This is a genomic window from Desulfobacter sp., assembly GCA_028768525.1.
Taxonomy (GTDB): Bacteria; Desulfobacterota; Desulfobacteria; order Desulfobacterales; family Desulfobacteraceae; genus Desulfobacter.
This window is the reverse complement of sequence record CP054837.1, coordinates 1,314,907-1,337,432: the sequence shown is the minus strand read 5'-3', so window position 1 is coordinate 1,337,432 and position 22,526 is coordinate 1,314,907. Positions and strand designations below refer to the sequence as shown.

The 22,526-nt window shown below is 40.2% G+C and carries 18 protein-coding genes and 2 pseudogenes; 6 read left to right on the top strand and 14 right to left on the bottom strand.

Annotated features, from left to right (window positions below):
- Positions 1-140 precede the first annotated feature (140 nt).
- A complete protein-coding gene (locus HUN04_06165) occupies positions 141-3,722 on the top strand; it encodes an AAA family ATPase (GenBank protein WDP89331.1) in 3,582 nt (1,193 codons plus the stop codon).
- A gap of 7 nt (positions 3,723-3,729) precedes the next feature.
- Here the strand turns inward: HUN04_06165 and HUN04_06160 are convergent, their stop codons facing one another.
- Both HUN04_06160 and HUN04_06155 read right to left on the bottom strand, forming a co-directional pair.
- On the bottom strand, positions 3,730-4,077 hold the full coding sequence (locus tag HUN04_06160) for a hypothetical protein (protein ID WDP89330.1): 348 nt from the start codon (positions 4,075-4,077) through the stop codon (positions 3,730-3,732).
- A 14-nt stretch (positions 4,078-4,091) separates the two neighbouring features.
- Complete coding sequence (locus HUN04_06155; protein ID WDP89329.1) at positions 4,092-4,688, bottom strand: HutD family protein; 597 nt, start codon at positions 4,686-4,688, stop codon at positions 4,092-4,094.
- A 51-nt stretch (positions 4,689-4,739) separates the two neighbouring features.
- On the opposite strand from HUN04_06155, the gene HUN04_06150 reads away from it, so the two are divergent.
- The 3 genes and pseudogenes from HUN04_06150 (at position 4,740) to HUN04_06140 (ending at position 7,844) form a co-directional block, all read left to right on the top strand.
- A complete protein-coding gene (locus tag HUN04_06150) occupies positions 4,740-4,940 on the top strand; it encodes a hypothetical protein (GenBank protein WDP89328.1) in 201 nt (66 codons plus the stop codon).
- Positions 4,941-5,177: 237 nt separating this feature from the next.
- Positions 5,178-6,528, top strand: a pseudogene (locus HUN04_06145) (transposase).
- A 143-nt stretch (positions 6,529-6,671) separates the two neighbouring features.
- A complete protein-coding gene (locus HUN04_06140) occupies positions 6,672-7,844 on the top strand; it encodes an IS4 family transposase (protein WDP93179.1) in 1,173 nt (390 codons plus the stop codon).
- Between the two features lie 539 nt (positions 7,845-8,383).
- On the opposite strand, the gene HUN04_06135 is transcribed toward HUN04_06140, so the two are convergent.
- From HUN04_06135 to HUN04_06080, 12 genes and pseudogenes are all read right to left on the bottom strand, one after another.
- Positions 8,384-10,243, bottom strand: a complete 1,860-nt coding sequence (locus HUN04_06135) for an autotransporter domain-containing protein (protein WDP89327.1) — start codon at positions 10,241-10,243, stop codon at positions 8,384-8,386.
- 469 nt (positions 10,244-10,712) lie between these two features.
- Positions 10,713-11,510, bottom strand: a complete 798-nt coding sequence (locus HUN04_06130; protein WDP89326.1) for an ImmA/IrrE family metallo-endopeptidase — start codon at positions 11,508-11,510, stop codon at positions 10,713-10,715.
- Positions 11,500-11,943, bottom strand: coding sequence for a hypothetical protein (locus HUN04_06125; GenBank protein WDP89325.1), 444 nt, complete (start codon positions 11,941-11,943; stop codon positions 11,500-11,502). Before HUN04_06125 ends, HUN04_06130 begins: the two co-directional genes overlap by 11 nt.
- A 24-nt stretch (positions 11,944-11,967) precedes the next feature.
- Positions 11,968-12,597, bottom strand: a complete 630-nt coding sequence (locus HUN04_06120; protein ID WDP89324.1) for a sigma-70 family RNA polymerase sigma factor — start codon at positions 12,595-12,597, stop codon at positions 11,968-11,970.
- A 142-nt stretch (positions 12,598-12,739) separates the two neighbouring features.
- Complete coding sequence (locus HUN04_06115; protein WDP89323.1) at positions 12,740-13,051, bottom strand: hypothetical protein; 312 nt, start codon at positions 13,049-13,051, stop codon at positions 12,740-12,742.
- A 1,386-nt stretch (positions 13,052-14,437) separates the two neighbouring features.
- A complete protein-coding gene (locus HUN04_06110; protein WDP89322.1) occupies positions 14,438-15,061 on the bottom strand; it encodes a PEP-CTERM sorting domain-containing protein in 624 nt (207 codons plus the stop codon).
- Positions 15,062-15,782: 721 nt separating this feature from the next.
- A pseudogene (locus HUN04_06105) lies at positions 15,783-16,433 on the bottom strand (cache domain-containing protein).
- A 234-nt stretch (positions 16,434-16,667) separates the two neighbouring features.
- The gene (locus HUN04_06100) at positions 16,668-17,165 is read right to left on the bottom strand and encodes a PilZ domain-containing protein (GenBank protein ID WDP89321.1); all 498 of its coding nucleotides are present in this window, start codon (positions 17,163-17,165) and stop codon (positions 16,668-16,670) included.
- A 115-nt stretch (positions 17,166-17,280) separates the two neighbouring features.
- Positions 17,281-17,649 carry a hypothetical protein gene (locus HUN04_06095; GenBank protein ID WDP89320.1) on the bottom strand — a complete coding sequence of 123 codons (369 nt, stop codon included), beginning with the start codon at positions 17,647-17,649 and terminating at the stop codon, positions 17,281-17,283.
- A gap of 11 nt (positions 17,650-17,660) precedes the next feature.
- Positions 17,661-18,059: a hypothetical protein gene (locus tag HUN04_06090; protein WDP89319.1), complete on the bottom strand. Its 399-nt coding sequence runs from the start codon at positions 18,057-18,059 to the stop codon at positions 17,661-17,663.
- Between the two features lie 488 nt (positions 18,060-18,547).
- The gene (locus HUN04_06085; GenBank protein WDP89318.1) at positions 18,548-19,204 is read right to left on the bottom strand and encodes a response regulator transcription factor; all 657 of its coding nucleotides are present in this window, start codon (positions 19,202-19,204) and stop codon (positions 18,548-18,550) included.
- A 4-nt stretch (positions 19,205-19,208) separates the two neighbouring features.
- Positions 19,209-20,681, bottom strand: coding sequence for a sensor histidine kinase (locus tag HUN04_06080; GenBank protein WDP89317.1), 1,473 nt, complete (start codon positions 20,679-20,681; stop codon positions 19,209-19,211).
- Between the two features lie 396 nt (positions 20,682-21,077).
- Here HUN04_06080 and HUN04_06075 point away from each other — a divergent pair, with 396 nt between their 5' ends.
- Together HUN04_06075 and HUN04_06070 are read left to right on the top strand one after the other, a co-directional pair.
- Entirely contained in the window at positions 21,078-21,302 is a 225-nt protein-coding gene (locus HUN04_06075; protein WDP89316.1) for a hypothetical protein, read from the top strand.
- Between the two features lie 245 nt (positions 21,303-21,547).
- Entirely contained in the window at positions 21,548-22,366 is an 819-nt protein-coding gene (locus HUN04_06070) for a transporter substrate-binding domain-containing protein (GenBank protein WDP89315.1), read from the top strand.
- Positions 22,367-22,526: the final 160 nt, after the last annotated feature.

The following is a 22,526-nucleotide window of genomic DNA, read 5'->3' as shown; positions in this document are numbered from 1 at the left end:
ATCGAATTGAAATCCAGTTCTGAATTTGTTACAAAGAATTAATAATTCCTTCAGATTCTTTACAGTACGTTTTCTAATTTTGAATTGGTAGGTAGTACAATTTCCTGAAAAACAAAATAGTATCAATAAAAGGTGCCCAAATGGAGTGTCCTGACTGCGGATTTCAGAATCCTGAAGGGATGAAGTTTTGCGGCGAATGTGGGTATAAGTTAAAACAACCCAATGATATCCCGTCCAACAAGTTTTTCCATCCCCAATCCTATACTCCAAAATTTCTTGTCGATAAAATCCTTGCTCATAAAAGCGTCATCGAAGGTGAGCGCAAATTAGTGACTGTATTTTTTGCCGATGTAGCAGGATTTACCGCATTTTCAGAAAAGCTTGACCCCGAGCAGGTCCACCGGATCATGGATGGTGCCTTCAGGATTCTGATGAATGAAATTCATGAATGTGAGGGAACCATTAATCAGTTCACCGGCGACGGTGTGATGGCCCTGTTTGGTGCACCCATCGCCCATGAGGACCACGCCCAACGTGCCTGTCATGCTGCCCTGACAATTCAAAAGGCCATGATCGAATACAGAAAAAAGGTCACAAATGACTTTGGCGTGAAATTCAGAATGCGGGTGGGTTTAAATACAGGTCTGGTGGTAGTTGGTTCTATTGGCGACGATTTGAGGATGGATTACACGGCCATCGGTGACACCGTTAATCTCGCGGCCAGGATGGAGAAGACAGCCAAGCCAGGCAAGGTTCTGATTTCAGAAAATACTTACAGAAGGGCCCGCCGTCATTTTGCATTCGCCCCACTGGGCAAGGTGAAAGTTAAAGGCAAGGAAGATTCCCTGGATGTCTATGAACTACTGGATAAAATCGAAAGGAAAAAATTGGACGTTGACAGCCAGATATTTTCGGAAATGGTGGGCAGAGAAAAAGAACTCAACAACATAGAAATCCAAGTTTTAAAGGCTGTCAACGGTGAAGGTTCTGTAGTGAACATCATCGGTGAGGCAGGCGTGGGTAAATCCAGACTGGTGGCTGAACTCAAAAAGAGGGAAGTCATTCACCAGGTAGCTCTTCTCGAAGGAAGGGCAGTCTCCATGGGCAGGAATTTGAGTTTTCACCCGGTTATTGACATTCTGAAACAATGGGCACGAATAGGTAAACATGACACCGGGGCCGCTGCCCTGGAAAAACTGGAGGAATCCATCCAAAGGGTGTTTCAGGAAGGAATGCAGGAGAAACTGCCTTTTATTGCAACCCTTATGGGAATGAAACTTTCAGGCAAATATAAAGAGAAGATCGATGATATTGATGGGGAGGCCTTGGAAAAACTGATCCAGAAAAATGTACGGGATCTTTTAGCCAGGGCGTCCGAGCAGACTCCGCTGGTCATCGTGATGGAAGATCTGCACTGGGCAGATACAAGTTCTATTGAGCTTATGGAGACGCTGATGCGTTTGGTGAGAACGCACAGGGTTCTTTTTATCAATGTATTTCGTCCAGGCCACAGGGAAACAGGAGACCGGATCGTAGAAACCATTAAGGAAAAACTTTCCATCCATTATCTGGATATCGTACTTCACCCCCTTAATAAAAGCATGAGCGAGGCGCTTATTAACAATATTCTTAAGATTAGGGGGCTCTCCCGCTTTGTTGTGGATCGAATTATCGAGCGTGCCGGTGGAAATCCTTTTTTCATCGAAGAGGTGGTCCGTTCATTTATTGACGAGAAGGCCGTGGTTTCCAAGGAAGGTGCATTTGAGATAACCGAGGAAATTCATACAATGGTCATTCCCAATACCATCAACGATGTGCTCATGGCCAGAATAGATCGGCTCGAAGAGAAGACCCGGCATCTGCTCAAGGCAGCATCCGTGATCGGCAGGAGCTTTTTTTACCGGATTCTTGCAGAACTCGTCGCCACGGATAAAGATCTCGATAAGCGGTTGTTCCATTTAGTAGAGATACAGCTTATCCAGGAACGGAAACGCATGCACGAGTTGGAGTATTGTTTTAGACATGCCCTAACTCAAGAAGTAGTTTATGAATCAATCTTGTTACAAAAACGGAAGGAATTGCATCGACAAACTGCACAGATAATCGAAAGTAAATTTACCGATCATCTCAGCGAATTTTACGGAACTTTGGCATACCATTACAACATGGCTGATGATCTGAGCAAAACAGAAGAGTATATGGAAAAAGCCGGTGAAAAGGCGATGAAGGCTTCAGCTTCCAGTGAAGTAATCAGCTATTATAAACAGGTTATTGATCTTTATATTAGAAAATACGGAGATAAGATTGAACCCAAAAAATTGGCCCGAGTGCAGAAAAACATTGCCCAAGCGTTAATCAAGAAAGGCAATTGGCGTGAGGCAGTCGATTATTTTGATAACGCCTTAAAAAACCTCGGTTACTTTGAATCATCGATAAAACCAGTACAAAAAATAAATTTCATAATGAGCTTCATCAAAATTATCATAGCCGTCCGGTTTAAAAGCCAGAAAAAGGGTTCAACGCCAAGTGAGAATGATATAGAAATATTTGAGATTATCAATGACAGAGCTTTTTCATTAATTTTAGTAGATCCGATGAGGATGTCGTTAGGCTTTTTTCCTGCGGCAAAAAAAATTTTTGGCCTTGATATTTCTAAGTCCCAAGCATTGTTTGATACCATGTGTCTTATAGGTAACGGATTCGCTTGGGCAGGTATCTCATATGATTTAGCCAGGCGTACGCTTAATTTGGCAATCAATTCCTTAGGAGAAAAAGAGAACAGTATTGTACTCCATGTCTATAGGGTAGCTGAGGGATTTTCAAATATGCTGTTCGGCAAATGGGATTTTGAAATAGATTTAAAAAGCGTGGATAAAATGATTGCTACAGCCAATTTTGAATCAGCCGTTAGTTACCTTTGTTTTTCAGGCCCGTTATCTTTGGAAAAAGGTGATTTCCAGATGGTCAAATTGGTTGCCGATCGTTTGGAAGAAATTCGTGACGTCTATAACAATGAGCATTCAACAACCGATTTACTTGAATTAAAAGGTATTAAAGCGATTAAACTTCATGACTATGAAAAAGCTTCAAAATATGTGGAAAAGGGGTTAGAACATGTAGAAAATCTTGGGCATAAAGCCTACAATGTGAGTTTTTTAGGCTTGAAATTACAAATCGAGGTCCTGACAAATAATTTAAGTAAGGCAACAGAAACAATATCTGAAATAAGATCTTTGATAAAAGCGGTTGGAATGATTAATATTGCTCCTTTTTTTTATTCTCGTTATGTAGTCGGACGACTTTTATATCACCGGGCAAATCTTATTAAGAGCATCAATGAAGAAGACCACTCTCTATATAACCAGTCGAAAAAGCAAGCACAAATATGGTGTAAGAACGTATTAAAAACGGCTCAAAAATTTGCGCCAATTCTAACCGAAACATTACGATTGGCGGGTGAAATAAACTGGCTTATTAATAAAAAAAATAAGGCCTTTATTTGGTATAATAAATCGATTCAAGAAGGTGAACGATTGGGATCCAAATTAGAGTTATCCCGTTCCTATTTCGAGGTTGGGAAGCGACTTATAGATTCCAAATCAAAGGACAAAAAGGTCAACGGAATTACCGGAGAAGAATATTTAGAAAAAGCACAGGTTCTCTTTGAAGAGATGGGTCTAAATTGGGAACTGAAACAGCTTAAAGAAGTAAAAACATCCTGATCCTTTTCTAAAACAGGGCCTCACAGTTAAACTCTTTTTGTGTGAATGAAAGGCGAACAATCCGTCTATTTTCTGACCAAAACCCTTGCCAATAAATGTGTTCACTACTTTCGTTATTCTTGCCTGTCTGGAAATCAGGGTTGGCCTCCTTTGATACCCCATGTGCGCCAACAGTTTTATCATCGACATCTACTGGCACAACCATAGTATTTAAGATAGAATTTATGGATTCTGGCTTGACTGTATAAGACTGGGATAAAGCCAAAATAGTTTTGGAATCTTCCGCAATCGCGGCATTTTGGATTTTGCCCCATAAAATACCAGCAGGGTCATTGCCTTCAGCACCGGTGAACATTGATGGAATTTATGTTAGGGCTTCAGGCTCTGAATGGTAACAATACCAACTTTCGCAGTATTATGAGCGGCAATGGAAAGCTTGGAGGAACAATCATCCGTTTTTATTCGAAGGACATCCCACTTGCCCAGATTAAATATTGAATCATCTATTTTTATTTCTGTTTTATCTGTACCGGCAAGAATGAATACCGTGGTGTGTGCGTCAACACCAGAAGACACCCCCTCAGCCACATCACACCAGTCAACCCTGGCGTTAACGAAACAAGGGTCATAAATTAGGTTAAAATCAGAAATTTTTCCATCAACCAGAACAGCACTGGTGTCGGCATCCCCACTAAATGCATAGGATTCAAACGCCCTAAGCACCCCTGAAGATTTTCCGTCAACATCCAGCGTCATCCCGTTTCCGGCCAATACGCTGATATTTCTTTGATACCCTTCAAAATGGGAAAATGCGCCGTCTTTATCCACTGCGGCAATGGAAAGACGCCAGACAAATCCTTCTTTGCCGTCAACGTTTAATTTGTCGATTTCCTGGGTCACCCCTAGCCCATTTTTCCAGGGTACTTGTACAAAATCTGTGTGGGGAATAAATTTATATTTTACCATGAGTATTCATCTTTTTATTTTAATTTACCATGGGCATGAAGGACATAAAGAATGGCCATGTTCATGGTGAAAAATTATCTATTTGGTAACAACCTGTCCATCAAAATCCGGGAACAAAACCCCTTCTGTCCTGCGCGGCGCCTTAGGGGGGTTGGACTCGGCCAGGGCGTCAGACCCTGCCGTAAAGGTTTTCAAAGAGGGGAAGGCGTAATTGGTGATAATTATCATCCCCCCTCTGATGTGGTCAAGTAAAAGTGGACACTTTTCTTAAGCTGCTTTTTCCATCTCCCATTGTTGTGGACTTTTATTCTTTATAAACGAGTGGCACCGTCGAAAGTTGAGTTATTAACTCAACTTTCGGTGATTAAAATCAGCGACATGAAAAGATGTAATGTCTTGAAATTATTATCAAAATTGACGAACTTCACTTTGTATGATATGCTTTGCTTACCACTAAACAAACAATCGAAACAAAGGGAATTCGTCAAAATGAATACTACCTTTACCGGTCCACTAAATCAAAATACAAATTTAGAGCGGTTTGGTGTTCTCAATGAATACTTTGCAAAATTCAAAATAGGCACGCTATTGAACCAATCAGGAATTACTAAAACAAAGGGGGCATCTCCGCTTGCCATCTTCACAGCCCTTTTCAACCTGGCTTTTTGCAATAAAAATTTGTACCAGGGCATTGTGAGAAACAAAGAAATAGAGGTTGATAAGGACGCTGCCTACAATTTTCTGAACACACCAACATTTAACTGGCGACGGTTTACCTTTCATCTTAGCCGCCGGATTTATTTTATCATCAGAGGCCTTCTTGATGATTCTTCCGAAGAAGTTCTTATTTTTGACGATTCTACCTACAGCAGAAATCGTTCTAAAAAAGTGGAGCTTTTATCCCGTGTGTTCGATCACACAAATATGAAGTTTATTAAAGGATTTCGGATGCTGACCCTTGGATGGTCTGACGGTAATAGCTTCCTTGGACTTGATTTTGCTCTTCTATCATCCGCAGAAAAAAAGAATCGGTACAATGAAATCAATCCTGAAATCGATAAAAGGACCTGCGGATACCATCGCCGCCAGGAAGCAGTCACAAAATCTACGGCTCACCTCGTACCAATGGTAAAAAGAGCCCTTGCTATGGGTGTCCAAGCCAGATATGTCGTGATGGACAATTGGTTTTCGATGCCCTCAGCAATAGCAGGTTTGCGGGAGCACATACACGTCATATGTATGCTGAGGGACCATCCAAAATGGTATTATGAATATCAAAGCAAAAAACTCCGGTTGTCCGACCTTTACAGGAAATTGAAGAAAAAAAGGGGAAGAGCAAAGGTCAAAGCCCATGCCGTCGTAGCTCTTCCCAACGGTAAGCGTGCAAAAATAGTTTTTGTTCCCTGTAATACAAACCGAGGCTGGCTTGCACTCCTGTCCACAGATTGGGCTCTTTCTAACGAAGAAATCATACGGCTGTACGGCAAACGTTGGGATATCAAAGTTTTTTTCAAGATGTGTAAGCAGCACCTGAAACTGGTAAAAGAGGTGCAAATCAGGAATTACGATGGTCTGATCGCACATACATCACTTGTTATTGCCAGATATAACCTGCTCAGCCTTTATCAGCGGGAATGTATGGACCAGAGGTCGTTTGGAGATCTCTTCAGAGCCTGTAACGATGAGATGAGCAATTTGTCTTTTATGGTTTCTTTGGAGCGGATCATGCGTTTAGCTTTGGCAAATATTCGGCGACTATTTGATTTTACCGAGCGTATGGTGCAGGAGATGCTCGATCAGGTGATTGGGTCAGGCCCTAAAGTACTTCGGTTTTTCTAGTGAGCCTAAGGAATTATCAGTGGTCACTGTTGTCCAAAAACGGAATTTAGGTAAAAAAATATTGTAGGAATTCTCCTTGCGAGATTATGGTTGTTGCGACCAAACAATAACCTGAGAATCCCAAACAAGGAGAATTCCGAAATGATGGTACGTCATGCGAGTCTGTTCAGTCAATTGGTAGCCTTTTTTAACCGTAATAAATTTATGAATCTGGTAGCGAAGAACAAAACAGAACGATATTCCAAGGGGTTCAAAAGCTGGGACCATTTTGTTGCTATGCTTTTCTGTCAAGTTGCCCAGGCAAAGAGCCTGAGGGAAATCAGTGGGGGCCTTGCCTGCTGCATGGGGAAACTGCGCCACCTCGGTGTATCCTCGGCGCCAAGTAAATCAACGTTGTCTTATGCTAATAAGAACCGCTCATGGCAGCTGTTTCAAGATCTTTTCTATGATACCTTTGAATTTTGTCGCAAACATTCACCTGGTGGTCACAAATTCAGGTTCAAAAACAAACTGCTTTCTTTGGACAGCACAACAATATCCTTGTGTCTCAGTCTTTTCCCCTGGGCAGAATTCCGTCGTACGAAAGGTGCCGTTAAACTTCATCTGCTACTGGATCATGATGGCTACCTGCCTTCCTATGCTTACATATCAAATGGCAAGAATCACGAATCCAAATATGCCAAAAGATTCCCGCTCGCACCAGGATCAATTATCACAATGGACCGTGGATATAACGATTACAGCCTGTTTGCTTCCTGGACAGCACAAGATGTATTTTTTGTGACCAGGCTGAAAACCAATGCAGCTTATGAGGTGTTATCAGAGCGTGAGCTACCTCTTCGGAGAAACATTCTCTCAGATGAAATGATCAAGTTTACCGGCCACAATGCCCGGAAAGCATGTCCATTCATATTGCGGAGAATCGTTGTTTGGGATGCGGATAACCAGCGGGAAATCATTTTGCTGACAAATCATTATAAATTCGGAGCAACCACCATCTCGTCTATCTATAAGGATCGCTGGCAAATCGAATTGTTTTTCAAGGCCATAAAACAGAATCTGAGAATCAAGACCTTTGTCGGAACGAGTGAGAATGCCTTGTACACACAGATTTGGACAGCATTAATTGCCATGCTGCTGATCAAATTTCTACAACTCAAATCAAAATTTGGTTGGTCTTTATCCAACTTGATCGCTTTTTTGAGATGGAACCTGTTCAGCTACAGGGATCTTTGGAAATGGCTCGATAAACCGTTTGAGACCGTGCCGACGACCCCACCGCCAGTACAGATGGAATTGCCTTTTAAAAGGTTCTGAAAATATAGGAAACGAAAATTGGGACCTGTTTTTTGAAATGCAAACCTGATGCGTGATTAAAAGGGTTTTTGATGACAAAAAATTCGGATTGCAATTTATTTTGGACAGTAATGATCAGTGGTGTATATTTACTCCACCGAAAGTTGAGTTATTAATATTCACCACTCCGAGATTGCTTATTTTTACTGATTTTTGATTTAGGTAATAATCGATACATATGTCTATATCTGTCGCTTCAGACCAATTTCCTATAACCACAACATCTTGTGTCTGGTTTTATATCGGAAAACCTGAGCTTTGATACCATAAGTCAACGCCTTGGCATTCCTCAATTTTATACAGGATTTTTTCAGCCTGGCCGGTTTTGGAGAGTAAGGAGTTTAATGTATATTCTTACCCTTTAAGTTAAGAATAATTAGTACCACAAAATATTTTTGCCAAGATTAAAGGAAAAAATGCGTAAATATAAAAAGGACGTTGGAGTCTATGCTGGTTAAAAATGAACGAATTCCTGCACCGTTCCATGAAATGATTATTCGCTAATTCCAGGAATAATTAAATCCGAAAAATCCCAGATATCCTTTTTCATACTTATCCTCTGAATAATCAATGATACCTTTGACAGAAAAGGATGAGGTAAGATCACAGGCTAATTCAAGCGTGCCGCCTACTTCCGTAATCGAAGCATCCCTTCCGGTTATCACAGTCTGAGAGGGGGAACCAACAAACCGGACCCCGATATCATCATCTCCGCTGACCTCAAGCAACTGGTTTACATAGGGTCTGAGTTTAAATGAGCCGCTTTTTTCACCGATGGTAAAATTGTTTTTCAGGGTGAAGGCTGCCTTGACATTCATCTGGGCGTAGGAACATGATTCAACAGACATATTGTATGGATCGCCCTGGGTTTCAGTGTATTCATCGGTCTCATTGTAAAGGTATCCTATCTGGAGGAAAGGCTCTATCATCAATCCTGGTCTGATTTCAAACAGTTTGGATCCCGACAGGGTGGCGGAAAAATTAGCACCGTCATAGTCAGCTTCAGGATTGCCCGAAATACCGCCAATGGAAACATGGCGGACTGAATCATATTGGGCGATGCCGCCGCCCAGGGTCGCTGCCAGCTTATAGGACCCAATAATTTTCTGGCCGTAAAGCCCTAAGATATAGTTTTTAATTTCAGTTTCGCCCACATTATTATCCAGGCCAACGTCCGTGAAAAGGCTGTTAGCATAAACCCCAATGAGGTGCTTTTCATCCAGGGCAAATTCATACCCGGCGAGCAGGCCGTACCGTTCTGTCTCATAGCCGTTGCTTACTTCCGTGGCATCCCCGTTACTTTTTCCGTAGACACCCTGGATCCACAAGCCGGAATCTCCTTTGGTAAAGGGTTGATAGTCTGCTTTGGAGAAAGCATACATCATGGTTTTAAAATCAGAGCCAGATATGGCTCCAGAAAATGGTCCCTGGGTATTGGTGGGTTGCAGGGAAGAGGCGGCATTCAAACCACCGAGTACCGTGCCGATGCGGTCGTTGACAATGGAGCTGGCGCTACGGACATTCCCCACGGCGGTCTGGACCGAGGAAACCGTATTTACAGGGAAAATCTGCCGCATGGCACTTGCAACCTGGGAGGCGGTGTAGGTATTTAAAACGATCGCAACTGTCTGAAGGGTTCCGCTGTCGTCATTTTCGTCAAGATATTCTGCCAGACCGCTGACCGGCTGTGTTTCCACAGTCAGGGTGTAGTTGCCGGAAATGGCGCCGATGGGCACCACGGCATACCGGATAATCCCGCCTGCCAACATGGCATCCCCTGTGCCTGTCCCATACAATGTTACGGTCGTGAAGGTGGCTGAATCATCAATGGTGCCGATAAAGGTTTCGTAGGCTCCTAATTCACTAAAACCTGGATTGTCAGTGTTGGTATTTGCCGTTCCCACGGGAATTGGCGTGCCCCCGTCAAAGCTGATATAAAGCGTAGAAGGCCAGCAGCAGGTCGCCCAGCCTTGGAGATCTATTGCAAATCCGTTGATTGGAGATGAAAATGTAAAGGTTAGGCCGGATGTGATGCTACCGTCAGCATTCATGGAAATAGCATCTCCCCCGGGGATACCGCCCGGTGCTGGAGTGGCAAGGGCCACACTGCTGACGGCTCTGTTGGCTGCGTTGGTTGAGGTAATGATATAATCGGTCCGGTCCCAGGTGTTGGTATTGTTCGTCAGCCCGGACAGGGCATCATTGGTCTGGGTGCCACCGGCATCGGATATCTGGGTATCAAATGTGTCCCGGCCGTCCGGTATAGTGTCAAAAAAAACGACAGGGTCTGCCCAAACACCTATTGGTAGTATGCCCATCATAAGATAAATAAAAGTCACATAGGTGGCAATGAATCTCATAGTGTCCCTCCTCTATTAAGATTTCTACGAATTTTTCTTTTTAAGAGGTTCAATTTCCGTAATGGGTCAGAACAAATCAAAACCTCCTTCTGAAAATTTTGGGATACGCCCAGAAAACATATTATTCAGGAAAGATTAATAAAAGCAGGGTTAAAAATCAACCATATTGGAGAATACCCTGACTGCAGCATAGATGGCAAGGGTGAATTCGAATTCCTGGATTAAGATTTTTCCAGGGTGGTACTTTGATCTGTTATTGGTGGGGGCCTTTGAACTTCAAATAGTCCGGCTCCATACCATAAGTGCGGTCTACTCAAAAATTTGAGTTGGTAGAAATCGGAAATCCCGGGATACACGTAATATTGCCCGCTGGTTTGATGATTTAAAATGTGTGGAAGTACCGGGATAGCCTGTAGAGGCTGTCCGAAAAACGAATCCTGGCCCCGGGGGTAGTCCTTAGCCCATGTAATCATTGCCAGTCGTTAGTGGGTCTAATCCATAACAGCGATAAAACAAAATCAAACTCTTTTGATCCGATCGAATGTTCTACCACCTCTCCGATTCCTTGTTTATCATTAAACCAAGCATCTGCAGGCGTTTCGATAGGGTCATCATATAATTCTTTTCTCTGAAAAAATTCATATGCTTCTGTCCTCTCGTCAAGTGGGACCCCACGTTGTATGAAAAAATCCCAGTCCTGGCTCCCATAGGACCAAACGATTTTGCCATTCTCGGAGTAAACCAGAGCACATTTTTCAGAATTAAGACGAACAAATTTTATCGCAGTTGCGGTCAAAGAGGAGCGAAACGTCTTAGCGATTTCTTTAACCGGCCTAAAGTCAACTTCTTCCACATCACACAATTTTTCAAGCATTGTCGTTGGTAAGATGAGCTCACTGGCAAAATAGTTTGCTTCCGTCTCGATACTTTTTTTATACCAACTCATCATATCCTTTTGGCTACATACCGTTTTGATTTTACCGTTTTGATGATTCAACTTTAAATGGCCGAGCTCGTGGGCAATACTAAATCGCTGTCTCTCTTCTCGATCTCCCGGAGAGATCCTGATAGTGGCCTTATTTTTAGTCCGAACCAAGCTTGCAGCTGCGCTGGTAATCGACTTTTCAACTACAAGCGCTTTTTCAGCATAGGCAATATCTCGTAGCCTGATTTGCTCGGGGAAAATAATGCCGTATTTTTTATGGAGTTCTTGAGCGGCATGCTCCGCTAAACCGTACCGAATAGAAATAGAATGGTCAGCACCCATTTTCATCTTCATCTGGGATTGATTTTGCACTCATAATATCTGTGAGAAGTTCTCTCATCTCCTCTATCCCACCGGATTTCCCGCTTTCATATTCTCGATATGCGATACTCAGGTCCGGATCCTTTCGCGCAAGCTCTTTAAAACGTTCTATGACTTGCTCCGGCGTCCAGACTTTTATCTGCTCAGATATTTTTCTGTACATAGACTCCTGTTGTTCACGTTTCTTTTTTGCCTCATCAAGAGGCTGAGCAAGGGCTGCCATTTCCATCTTACGCTGAAAATCAATTAACCTCGCTTCTGCAGAATCAATATCAAAGCCTTCTTCTCGGAGCTCTTCCCTAACCTCGTCAGGCGTTTGCCCGTCACTTTCACCAAACGTCTCGGAAAGCTTGTCAAGCATCTTGATATATTCCAATTTTTTGTCGGTGCTCATACTTTACCCCTTCCCGATCCATCCTCAATCCAGAGTTTTACCTTTATAAAACTCAAGACGGCGTTTCAGCCTTTTTTTTAAATTATACACTTTTTCAACAGGAAGCCCTATCTCATCCGCTATCTGTGCACTCTTTGTTATGCCGTCCTGATGAATACACATAATCATCAGGCCCAATTCTTCATCACCGTCTGCGACCTCCTTGATCACGGCTGATAACTTATCAATGCGCTCCTTACGAAGAGTTGCATTTTCAGGTGTATCGGGGTGGTGAGAATCAACCGAATCAAAACTATCAACAGCGAGCCCCTTTTCTTCACCAGGGTTCTCATCCCAACAAATTTGCTCTTTCGAATAACCGGTTAAATCCTCTACTTCTCGTTGTACAATTTCTCTGATAACGAATTTAAGAAACAAACCGATGTCAGGATACTTGTCACTATCCCAGTTTCGGTATTTCCCATTCTCACCTTGCCCATAAACCCGTGCGATGGCTTCTTGTATGATATCCTCGTAGCCCTTTTCAGATCCTATAGAATCAAGCATGAACTCTTTCGAACGAGCATACTTAATTAACCGAGGCCGAATAGAATTCCAATCTACAGCTCGAAGCTTCTCAATGACGGATCGATCGTACCCTTTTTTTTGAAGCATTCACATATCCTCGAATCAATGCTTAAGAAGATAAGACTACTTTTTGATGATATTTGCCAAAAAAATTTTTAAAGCGCGGCAAATAATTGAAAATGTTCGTCTTAATATAACAACAGAAAGGGAACGGTCAATGCGGTTAACATCAAAAACACGTAAAAAAAGGAAAGCTAATGGCAAAATCTAAAGTAACAAGTCCTAAAGCGGCCAAAAAGGCGTCATCAACGCTCAAGAACAAGGCCACCAGCCCCAAATCCAAAACTGCAGCTGGCAGTGCGTTGTCACAAACCAAAGCCCCAAAAAAAGTGACATCCTCCAAGGCTGCCAGTGCGGCATCCTCAGTGCTGCGAAACAAAAATACGAGTGAGGCGTCTAAGTCCGCGGCGGGAAGCGCACTTTCACAACGCCCCTCAAAGAAGAAAGGAAAAAAATAGTCGTGAAAATCAAGATGGCTCATTTAAAAGAGAGATCAACATCTGGAGGTTGGATAAATTTTGCGGTTTTTGATGCAAGGTCAAGCTCTGGAACCCAGTCAGGCAATAATAACCTGCTGGTCAGACTTGCTGCAAAGGCCAGAGCTGCCGGGTTAAGGGTAGATCAAGCAGCACTCGCATACCCCAGGAACGGTCGGATTGAATTCTACGGGTCTCAGTCCCTGGTCAATTATTTGTCCCGCCGTGGGCTCCCCAGGTGGACCCATAGCATCAATGTCTAAACGAAAAACCGGAATCTTCCGGACCATTAATTCATTTCACAGGAGAAGCTCATCATGCCAAGATTTATAATTAACCAAAATGCACAGACAAACGGAGATCATGAGGTACACAATGCCACTACTGGCTGTCCACACATGCCCAGGATAGAAAATCAAATTGACTTGGGAACCCATCCATCTTGCCATGGAGCCGTGGCAAAAGCCAAAGCCTCATGGCCAAATCATAAAGTTGATGGGTGTTACCATTGCTGCAACCCCTGCCATACAAGCTGACTTTTTATGGGTGGCTGAAAAAAACTATTAGATAGGGGGTTGTCGGTCGGTACATGATCATAGCACATCATGCCGACCTAAAACGCCTTTCTTTTTAGTTGCACATAAAGGGAATTATGTGCAGCTCCTCACTATGAACCGTGATGGTCCATTTTGAAAGCTCTCCGTGAAATGGACTGCTCTTTATGAGATTGTCTGGATCAAAATCTAATACCCCTGCTCGCCCGATTGTATTTGCGAATGAACCGAGCAATTCCGCACGGGTCTCTTTATTAGCCATTTCCTAAATCTTAATTTTTTGTCTAAAGTTAAAGATTCGATATCTTTCCCATTTTCAGTTCGAAAAGTTCATCAATGATAAGCAGAAAGGATTTTAATAGGCGAACCATACTCAATACATTGAACAGGTTAGTTTTTCTTAATTTCTCGGTTTTATAGGATAGAAATTGAGCGACTGCTATGTCTATGTCCTGTCGCTATTGTGCCGAAAATCCTACCAAGTACTGGAGTTTCTATTGTTGGTGATTGAGATTATTCCAATCCTCTTCAAAAATCAGAATACCGATAGAGTTTTGGATCTTTGGAAAAAATCGCTTGAACCCGGGAAGCGACTGCATCGTTGGCATGTTCAATTGATCTGTTATTGATGAGGGGCTTTAAACTTCAAATAGTCCGGCTCCATACCATTATGCTCGCCCATGATGCTATGAAATGTCTGGGTTCCTGATGCGTCCGAAGCAAAATAATAATGTATACTCTTTTCTTTCAAGTTTGTTTACTTTTCATATATTAGTGCGAAAAAAGGCAAAATCAGTAATGACTCTGCCTTTTTTCAATTTTTTGGGTCGATCAGGATCATTTATTCATTTTGCGCCGGCTTAACCCTGAAAGCCCTAACAGACCAAGGCCCAAAAGTGCCACTGTGGCAGGTTCTGGGACGGGGCTTCCTGGAGCTCCAGATCCCATAGCGTCAATTGCAAGATCCCTTGGAAACCCAGTACTTGAAGCGTCAACTCTTAAAGTATGAACCCCTAACGCTAAATCTGAAAATACAACCGAGAACCAACTGCCAGCATAGGTATTCATACTATGCACCAAGTTTCCGTCAATAAAAAAATTAGCAGGACCATCGTTATTGTCAGATTCAAACTGAACAAAGAGGCTCGTAGATGGAGTTGTAAATTGTGTTTGAACAAAACCAGGGGACCCATAAATCCACATCACACCACCCCAGGCTGGATCTGTTGTGGATGGGTCATAAATACTATAATTTGAACCAGTGATTCGTGCGTCACTGGCTATAAATTCCATTTCTGCAACCTCTTGCCAGTTATCACGTTCTCCCAAAATTCCGGGAGAATTACCTACCCCCCAATCGCCATCCCCAAAACCTATTACGTCAATTGTAATTGCATAACAGCTAGATGAGATTAAAAACGACAACATAAACGAAAAAAATAAAATAGATAATTTTTTCATTTCTACCTCCTTATTGCAGTTAAAATCACATTGCTTGAAATTAGGATTCCGATTGAAGAGCTCAATATTTATCAAACACTTATTTGAAAATAATTTTGCAAAACACATACCAAGAGGATAATGCAACCAGGTCTTCAAATGGTAGAGCTTCCGATTTTTGGGAATGTATTTCTCGGAAATAAATGTGCTATATTAAGAAAATAAGTACATGATATTTTATCAAAAGAGTTTCATTTAACGTTTCATTTAACGTTTTGTATATAAGATGATGAGGTAATGATAAAATAAGAATTATTGGAGATTAAACTTACTTTTTTTTCTTTTTCATTTCTTTATACCAATCTTGGGCGCCATATAGTTTATCTGAACATTCTGGGCACATACCGTGACTAAATGATGCGTCTGAATGCTTTTCAATGAAGAGTTCTAAGTTATTCCAGTAGCCTTTATCGTCTCTTATTTTCTTGCAATTGCTACAGATTGGTATTAAGCCTCTAAGTTGTTTGACCTCCGCCAAAGCACGTTCTGTTTTTTCTTTTTCCTCAATAAGATTGGTGGTGAAATCTTTCATGTCTCTTTCATAAGCATGAATTAATGAACTGATTTGTTTTTCAAACTTAATAAGAATGAAAGCGGATAATATGAATGCAATTATAGCAATGGAAAACGAATAATTTTGTTGTTTATTTAGAGTATCCTCCATTTTTGTTCTTTCAGTCTTTACCAACAGATCCACATCATCCAGATAGACACCCGTGGCCACAACCCAATCCCATGGCTTATACAACTTGGCATATGACATTTTATGAGCAATTCTATTGGAATCCATTTTTTTAAAATAGTAATCAAAATAAATTTCTCCATCCTTTTTGATGCCATCTAACTCAATTTGGTAGGGCTTATTTCCTTTGATATCTTCAGTGTTCGTGGATAACCAATCTCCCTCTGTATGAGGAAGATTGGGATGAATTTGTCTGATGGCATATTTGTCTCCCCCACCATAATTGACAATTTTGTTTACCCAGACATACCCATTGTCAATCAACCTTAATCCTCTGATTTGTCGACTAATCCGATCAATACAAATTTGTTTTATTTGTTCTTGGCTGAATTCTCGTGATGCTGTTTCCTGATAAACCTGCTCCAAGTCGCAATTAATCATACTGATCGTGCGATCTACAGCATTCTTTAAAAATCTTTTTTTTTCGTCAATTATTCCAGAAGACAATTGAGCAATTTTTATTTGATATTCTTGGGTTAGACTTCGAGAGTAGATTCCTGATATAAGTATTATAATAAATAAAATTGCTGAAATAGATCCAAGATAATAGTACAGTCGAATCTTATTCTTTTCGATGGGTTTTCGATACATTAAAATTTGTGCTCAACACTTTTTGGGTTTATTCCACAAAATTTATAGTTTCATTGAAGCAATCTAATTGGAGATTATCTTGATTTATGAAGTGATGGCAAGGCTCTGTTTCAAAAAATCCAGATAATCCGATATTAAATTGACTGTTTCAGATCTTTGGGCGGAATCGATACTCTTTAATAAATTAAATTTATAGGATTTTACTATCATTGATAAGCAAGTTGGTTAGTACGATTAGAATACAAAATGAATCCCAATACCACTATTATTTTTTCGAACGATAAAGCCATTCCGTTTTTTGGGGCCTTCTTTCGGGAGTTGAAACGTGAGCATAACCTTATCACCTACTTTATACCGATCTGGCATTTTGGAATTTAAAAAGATTCCTGTATAACTTAAATCTTTTGATGTTTCTTTAAATAGCTTTCCGTTTTTTATAAACTCAACTTGGGATTCGACATTGTATCTGGGAAATTTCCGTTTTTCTTTACCTTTTGCGTGAATGGTTGAAATTTTATAGTTCTTGGAAGAAGGTGCGTCGTCAAAAGGGTTTTTGTTCTGAATAGATACAACATATATGTCTTTGACAATATTTTTCTTGGGATCCTTTCCACGCTGATAGCTAATCCATATTGTCCTAAAAATTAGAATTAATATCGTTAAAAAAATCGCTGCAGATAAAAGTTTAGATACTGGACCCATTGACGATAAAATTGAATTAAGTAATTCCATTTTCAATGCCATATACTGTGTTTGATTTGGTTACTGCTGCCAGAAATTGTCTGTGTTTTTTGCATAGCCCTATTCGAAGGCAATTAAAGCGCCCTTATGTGAGATAAGGGGTGTCCTACTCAAGCCATTTGTTGGCCTCAGTCAATGACTTGAAAACTTCTATACGGAAGGGACTGTCATCCATTTCTGCATAATTCCTAAACCAAATTGATAAGTCATAAGAATGCTCATCGCAGACAACTATGGCAACTTTTATTCGAATGTAATCTGACTTATAGCTTAAAGTAGAACTGGAAATGGATTCCATATCTTTAGCATTGAGCCCCCAAAGGTCAGCATCCAACAGATTCCAGAGGACATTCTCTGTGGGATTCCTTTCATAAAATTTTTTCACCTCATAGATGAAATCATTCACGGTTATTTTACCTTTGGCTGTGTATGCAGTGAGATTCTTAACTATATTTCGATCAACTTCAATAGACATGGTTCAATCCTTCAAGGAAACATTCTGTAGCCAAATAAGTCTAACCAAGCTTCTGCCTCTTTCTTGGTGCTAAAAAAAGATATTAGCAAATCACCTTTGGTTCTGATTGGTTTATTAACTTTCCATTTTTGTTTTTTAGAATTGCCAACTACATGGGCTACATGGGTTGGCAGGATTGTTATTCCGTTAAAAATATCCTTGAGAACAGTTTCGGGTCTCGGAATGTTAAGATTGCAATTTTTTATATCAGCAAAGATAGCCCACCTTTTGTTGATGTAGTATTCAAAAACCAAGTCCGTGAAACAAAGAAGTCCCTCTCTGGCAATTGTTTGATTCCAGACTGAAAATGCCTCTATAAAGAGAACATTTTGATATACTACGAAACGGTAATATCCTGTATTGATTTCCATTCGTTGTCAATGTGGGGCAAAGCGTATGAAATACTATAATTGCATTTTTTACAGACTGTCAAGACATCTTATGATTTGATTAAATATGGTTATTAGATATTGGTCCCACTTATCAATTCTACAAAAAATAGAGTAGGATAAACTCTTCAAATCCCATATATGCTTCCAGTAGAATTAGGCCCCAGGCAACCCGAAAATTTTACCGGCCCTTGGATAATTAAAGATGGTACCCGACTGATTTCCGAATGAATAGCGGTAGGCAAATAAATCATTTGAATTCTCAAAAAGGCAACCTCTCAACCTTTTTTTCTGGTGTTCTATGGATCTGTTTCGGCTCTCCGGACCTGAGGCAAAACTGCCGTAGACATGCCATGCTTACTCAGTATCGGGCAGAAAGTTTGATGTTCACCTGACCTTTGAGATGTGTCGAAAAAATATTTTTTTGCAAAGTGTGACTTAATCATATGGCTGGTTTCGGTGCAGCGTTTTTAAAGATCAGTTAAGCCTTCTTTAATGGCTATTTTGGTCAAACCAGCTATTGTTCTTGTATTGAGTTTGCTCATTATATTGCTCCGATGAATATCAACAGTGCGTTTGCTTATTTCAAGCTTGTTGGAAATTTCAATACTTGTATTTCCTTCCGCAATAAGTTGCAGCACATTAAGTTCTCTGAATGTTAGTTTTTCAGCAACGGATTTTATTTTCTCAGATTCCGGATTCTGGATCGTTTTTATTACAAAATCCAGAGCTTCAGAGCACAGATGTCTGTCTCCCGAATTCACTTTTTTTATCGCATTGTATAATTCTTCAAACGGACATGATTTTAGTATGAATCCTCTTGCACCTGCTGCTAACATTCGTTTAACAGAGTACTCATCGCACATCATAGACAATGCAATCACATTGGTATCAGGGTTAGATTTGATTATTTTTTTGGTGGCTTCAACACCGTTGAGATCTGGCATGCTAATGTCCATTAAGACTACTTTAGGGTATAATAAATTTGCCAACTGAACCGCATCCAATCCATTATTTGTGTCGCCGACAACCTTGAACTCTTGATGTTGTTCTAAAGTCTTTTTCAGGCTGTGCCTTAAGATTTCATGGTCATCGGCAAGTAAAATTGTAATCTTTTTGTCAGCCATATTTTTATTTTGACCCTTTCATTGGCGCAATCAACATCACATGGACCCCTTTTCCGGGGGCTGTGTCTATCTCCATTTCACCACCAAGAGCCTTCAGTCTTTCATTTATGCTGAATAATCCGAACCCTTTTTTATTCTTCCCTACAGATTGTACTAGGTCAAAACCAATACCATCATCTTCAATGCTAACTACATATGAATTCTCAAAAGTTGACAGCGTTACCTGTACTTGTTTTGCTGTAGCATGTTTGATGACATTTATTATCAATTCCCGAATTGATCTGTACATAGTTATTTTGAGAGACTCTTCAAGAACAATTGGCCCCTTAATGTTGTCATTCAATTGTATATACGTATTATTTCTTTTCCCAAGGTCTGCAACAATCCACTCAATCGCTGCCTTAAGTCCCAAATCATATAGAATTGGAGGATTTATCTGGAATGTGAGAGACCGAATATCTGAGAGTACCTGCTCCAGAGAGGATTCTACCATTTCAAGGTCTCGACTTTTTCCCTCAGAAGACTGATTGAAATTTTTTAGTTTAGATAGACTTAGTGCTAAAGATTGACTGATACTATCATGGAGTTCCTCGGCTATCAAACGGCGCTCACGCTCTTCTGTGGACACCAACTCTTTAGAAATATTCTTCAGTTGCTGTTCAATCGCATAACGTTCGGCGTTAAAAATTTTAGCCTGGATGCGATTGAGTCTTTGGGTTTTTTCCCTAATTATTTTGTCTCTATTTAGAATCTGCTCAGTGAATTCTTCTTGAACTGCATTCGCATTTTCGATTGTATCTTTTACAACTGGAACATGAGAAATAATCAGATTGAATATACGTGCGAAAAAGTTATGGTGTGTGAATCGAATATCAAATTCCCACCTGGCTCGCCCCAGATCTCCATATTTTTTGGGGCCTTCCTCTAAATTGCGCCCTTTAACGATCACATTGCTTGCGCCTGCAATTCTAGCATAAGATTCAAAAATACCAATATGCCATGCCAAAGCAAAGTCATTAATGATAACATTTTCTTTATGGATAACCTCTATGATAACATGTCCTTTTGTAAGCTTTCTAATGACATTCTCTTTGGTCCGGTTATATTTCCTATTCTCCCTTGACATTATTTTTAATAGTGTATAGGGCCCCATGAGTGGTATACCAATTGCTGTCTTTATTATGTGCTGGGCCCTATAACTTGTTTTACCTATTTTATATCCAAGATTTGGATCGAGTACTCTTTTTTGAACGCATTCGTACAACCGAATCATAAATTCATTTGAAAACCAGTAAGCGGTGTCGAGCAAGTGAACTTTCGCTACCGGTTCCATGAAACCTGTTTTTAAATTCTCAACAAGAAAAGGGCAATCTTGATGGACATCTTGCATTATCTCTTCAATGCTGATTTCACTATGATATTGACCCAAATATTTTACGATCCAAAATGTATTTAAGGCTGAAACCTGCTTTTTCATTTTGATTCGTCTTAGCTTTTCTTTGGATAGCAGTGAATCAGAAGAATGCATGAACATTTTTAACCTTGAATATTTTAAGGAACGCTAATTTCATTAAAATTAATTTTCATTTCTTTATTATGCTCCGCAACTCACTGTCAATTGCATTTTGCGATTGCCCTTCAGGTTTTGATAGGTATGAATACTTCAAAACATAAGTATATACCCCTATATACAAAGTAGAATGGATTGATTAGTCAATATTATCAGAAAATAAAAACAAAGGGAATTTATAGTAACGGTGGAAAATGGTCGGAGAATTGAACAAATGTCCCTATATTGAACGCAATTACCCTCGCACGAAGACAACGGTGAAGAGAACTGGCTTAACTTTTGAAAAAATAGAAATGCGATATTATGTTTGATTGTAAATACGCACAAAAAAATAAAAAAATTATAAAAAGAAGCTCTGACAACGGTTTTATCATTGATCAGCTTGAAACAAGACAATTCTGTAAATTAGATGGCTCTCCCTTTCCATTCGGATCTGGAGTAAAGGAGTTGCCTTGTAAAGGAATTGTTAATTCTCCAGAATGTTTTCTGAATAGAAAAATGACACAAACATCTCCTTGGAAAAATTAGTGGAGAAAAGCAATCAATTGGATTGTAGCTTGATTTTTGGTCCTTTGGCAAGATCTCTTTTAGAAAGAATCCAGATAATAAAATTTCAATTTATAATCCGGCCATTTTAATTTTGTTGCAATCACATTGCAGACTAACTATGATTGCAAAATCAACGCTAAAAAAATAAACTAATTTAAAACCTACAAATGGCCTATGATGCCATCCTCATATAGTAAATTTCGTAGCGGATTAGGAGAAACGACATGGACCAATCCTCCTATCAGATGGTTGATATCTCTTATACGATAGGAATTATATTTCCTTCGAAGAAAATGGTAGGGTTCTTGTTGTTTTGTTTCATAACTATTATCGGGTCGCCCAATTTATGGTGCATGAACAAACATTCTATAAAGTTAGGAGCCTTTAAATATCCCCCTTTTTATTTGGAGGAGGAAGGAAAAATATGCGGTATTGCAGTAGAAATTATAGATGAATTGTTCGGACGCCTATCTATCGAGACTGATGTGACGCTCTACCCCTTAAAGCGGGCTCTAGGGTATGCAAAAGAGGGTAAAATTGACGCTATAATGATCCTAATCAAAACCACTGAACGATCTGAATATATCCAATATACAATTCCCATTATGAAGGTTCGAGGGCTAATCTGGTCTGCTGTTGACAGAAAAGGCGGTATTCTTCATTTCTCAAGTCTAAAAGATCTAAAATCTTACAAGATCGGTGCAACCATCGGATACAGTTATGGACAAAAATTTGATGACCTTCTAAAAAGCATGAAAGTGAACCGGGTAGCAACTGACTACCAGAACTATAAAAAGCTCATGGCCCACAGAATAGATATATTCCCTGGAAATGAAATCGTAGCCAAAGGGTTGTTTAAAAAACATCCTGAACTAAGAGGAAAATTTCGTCATTCTGACCAATCCTTTATGGAATGGGTGCTCCACATGGGGGTCAGCAAAAAGTCGGCATTTATACAGACACTTCCATGTATAAATACTGTCCTTAAAGACTTAAAAGAAGAAGGTTTTATCCAAGAAACAATAAGAAAATATACTGAATAAGTACTCTTTTGATTAAAAAGAGTGTTTTAAATGAGATTTGGAATGAATCGCCTCCCGTTTCTTAGACACTTCTGAGTTATAAAAAAAATGACTTTAGGAGGGTCTTATGAACGGAAAACGGTACACACGAGCATTATGTCTATAATCGAACGCCCATAGA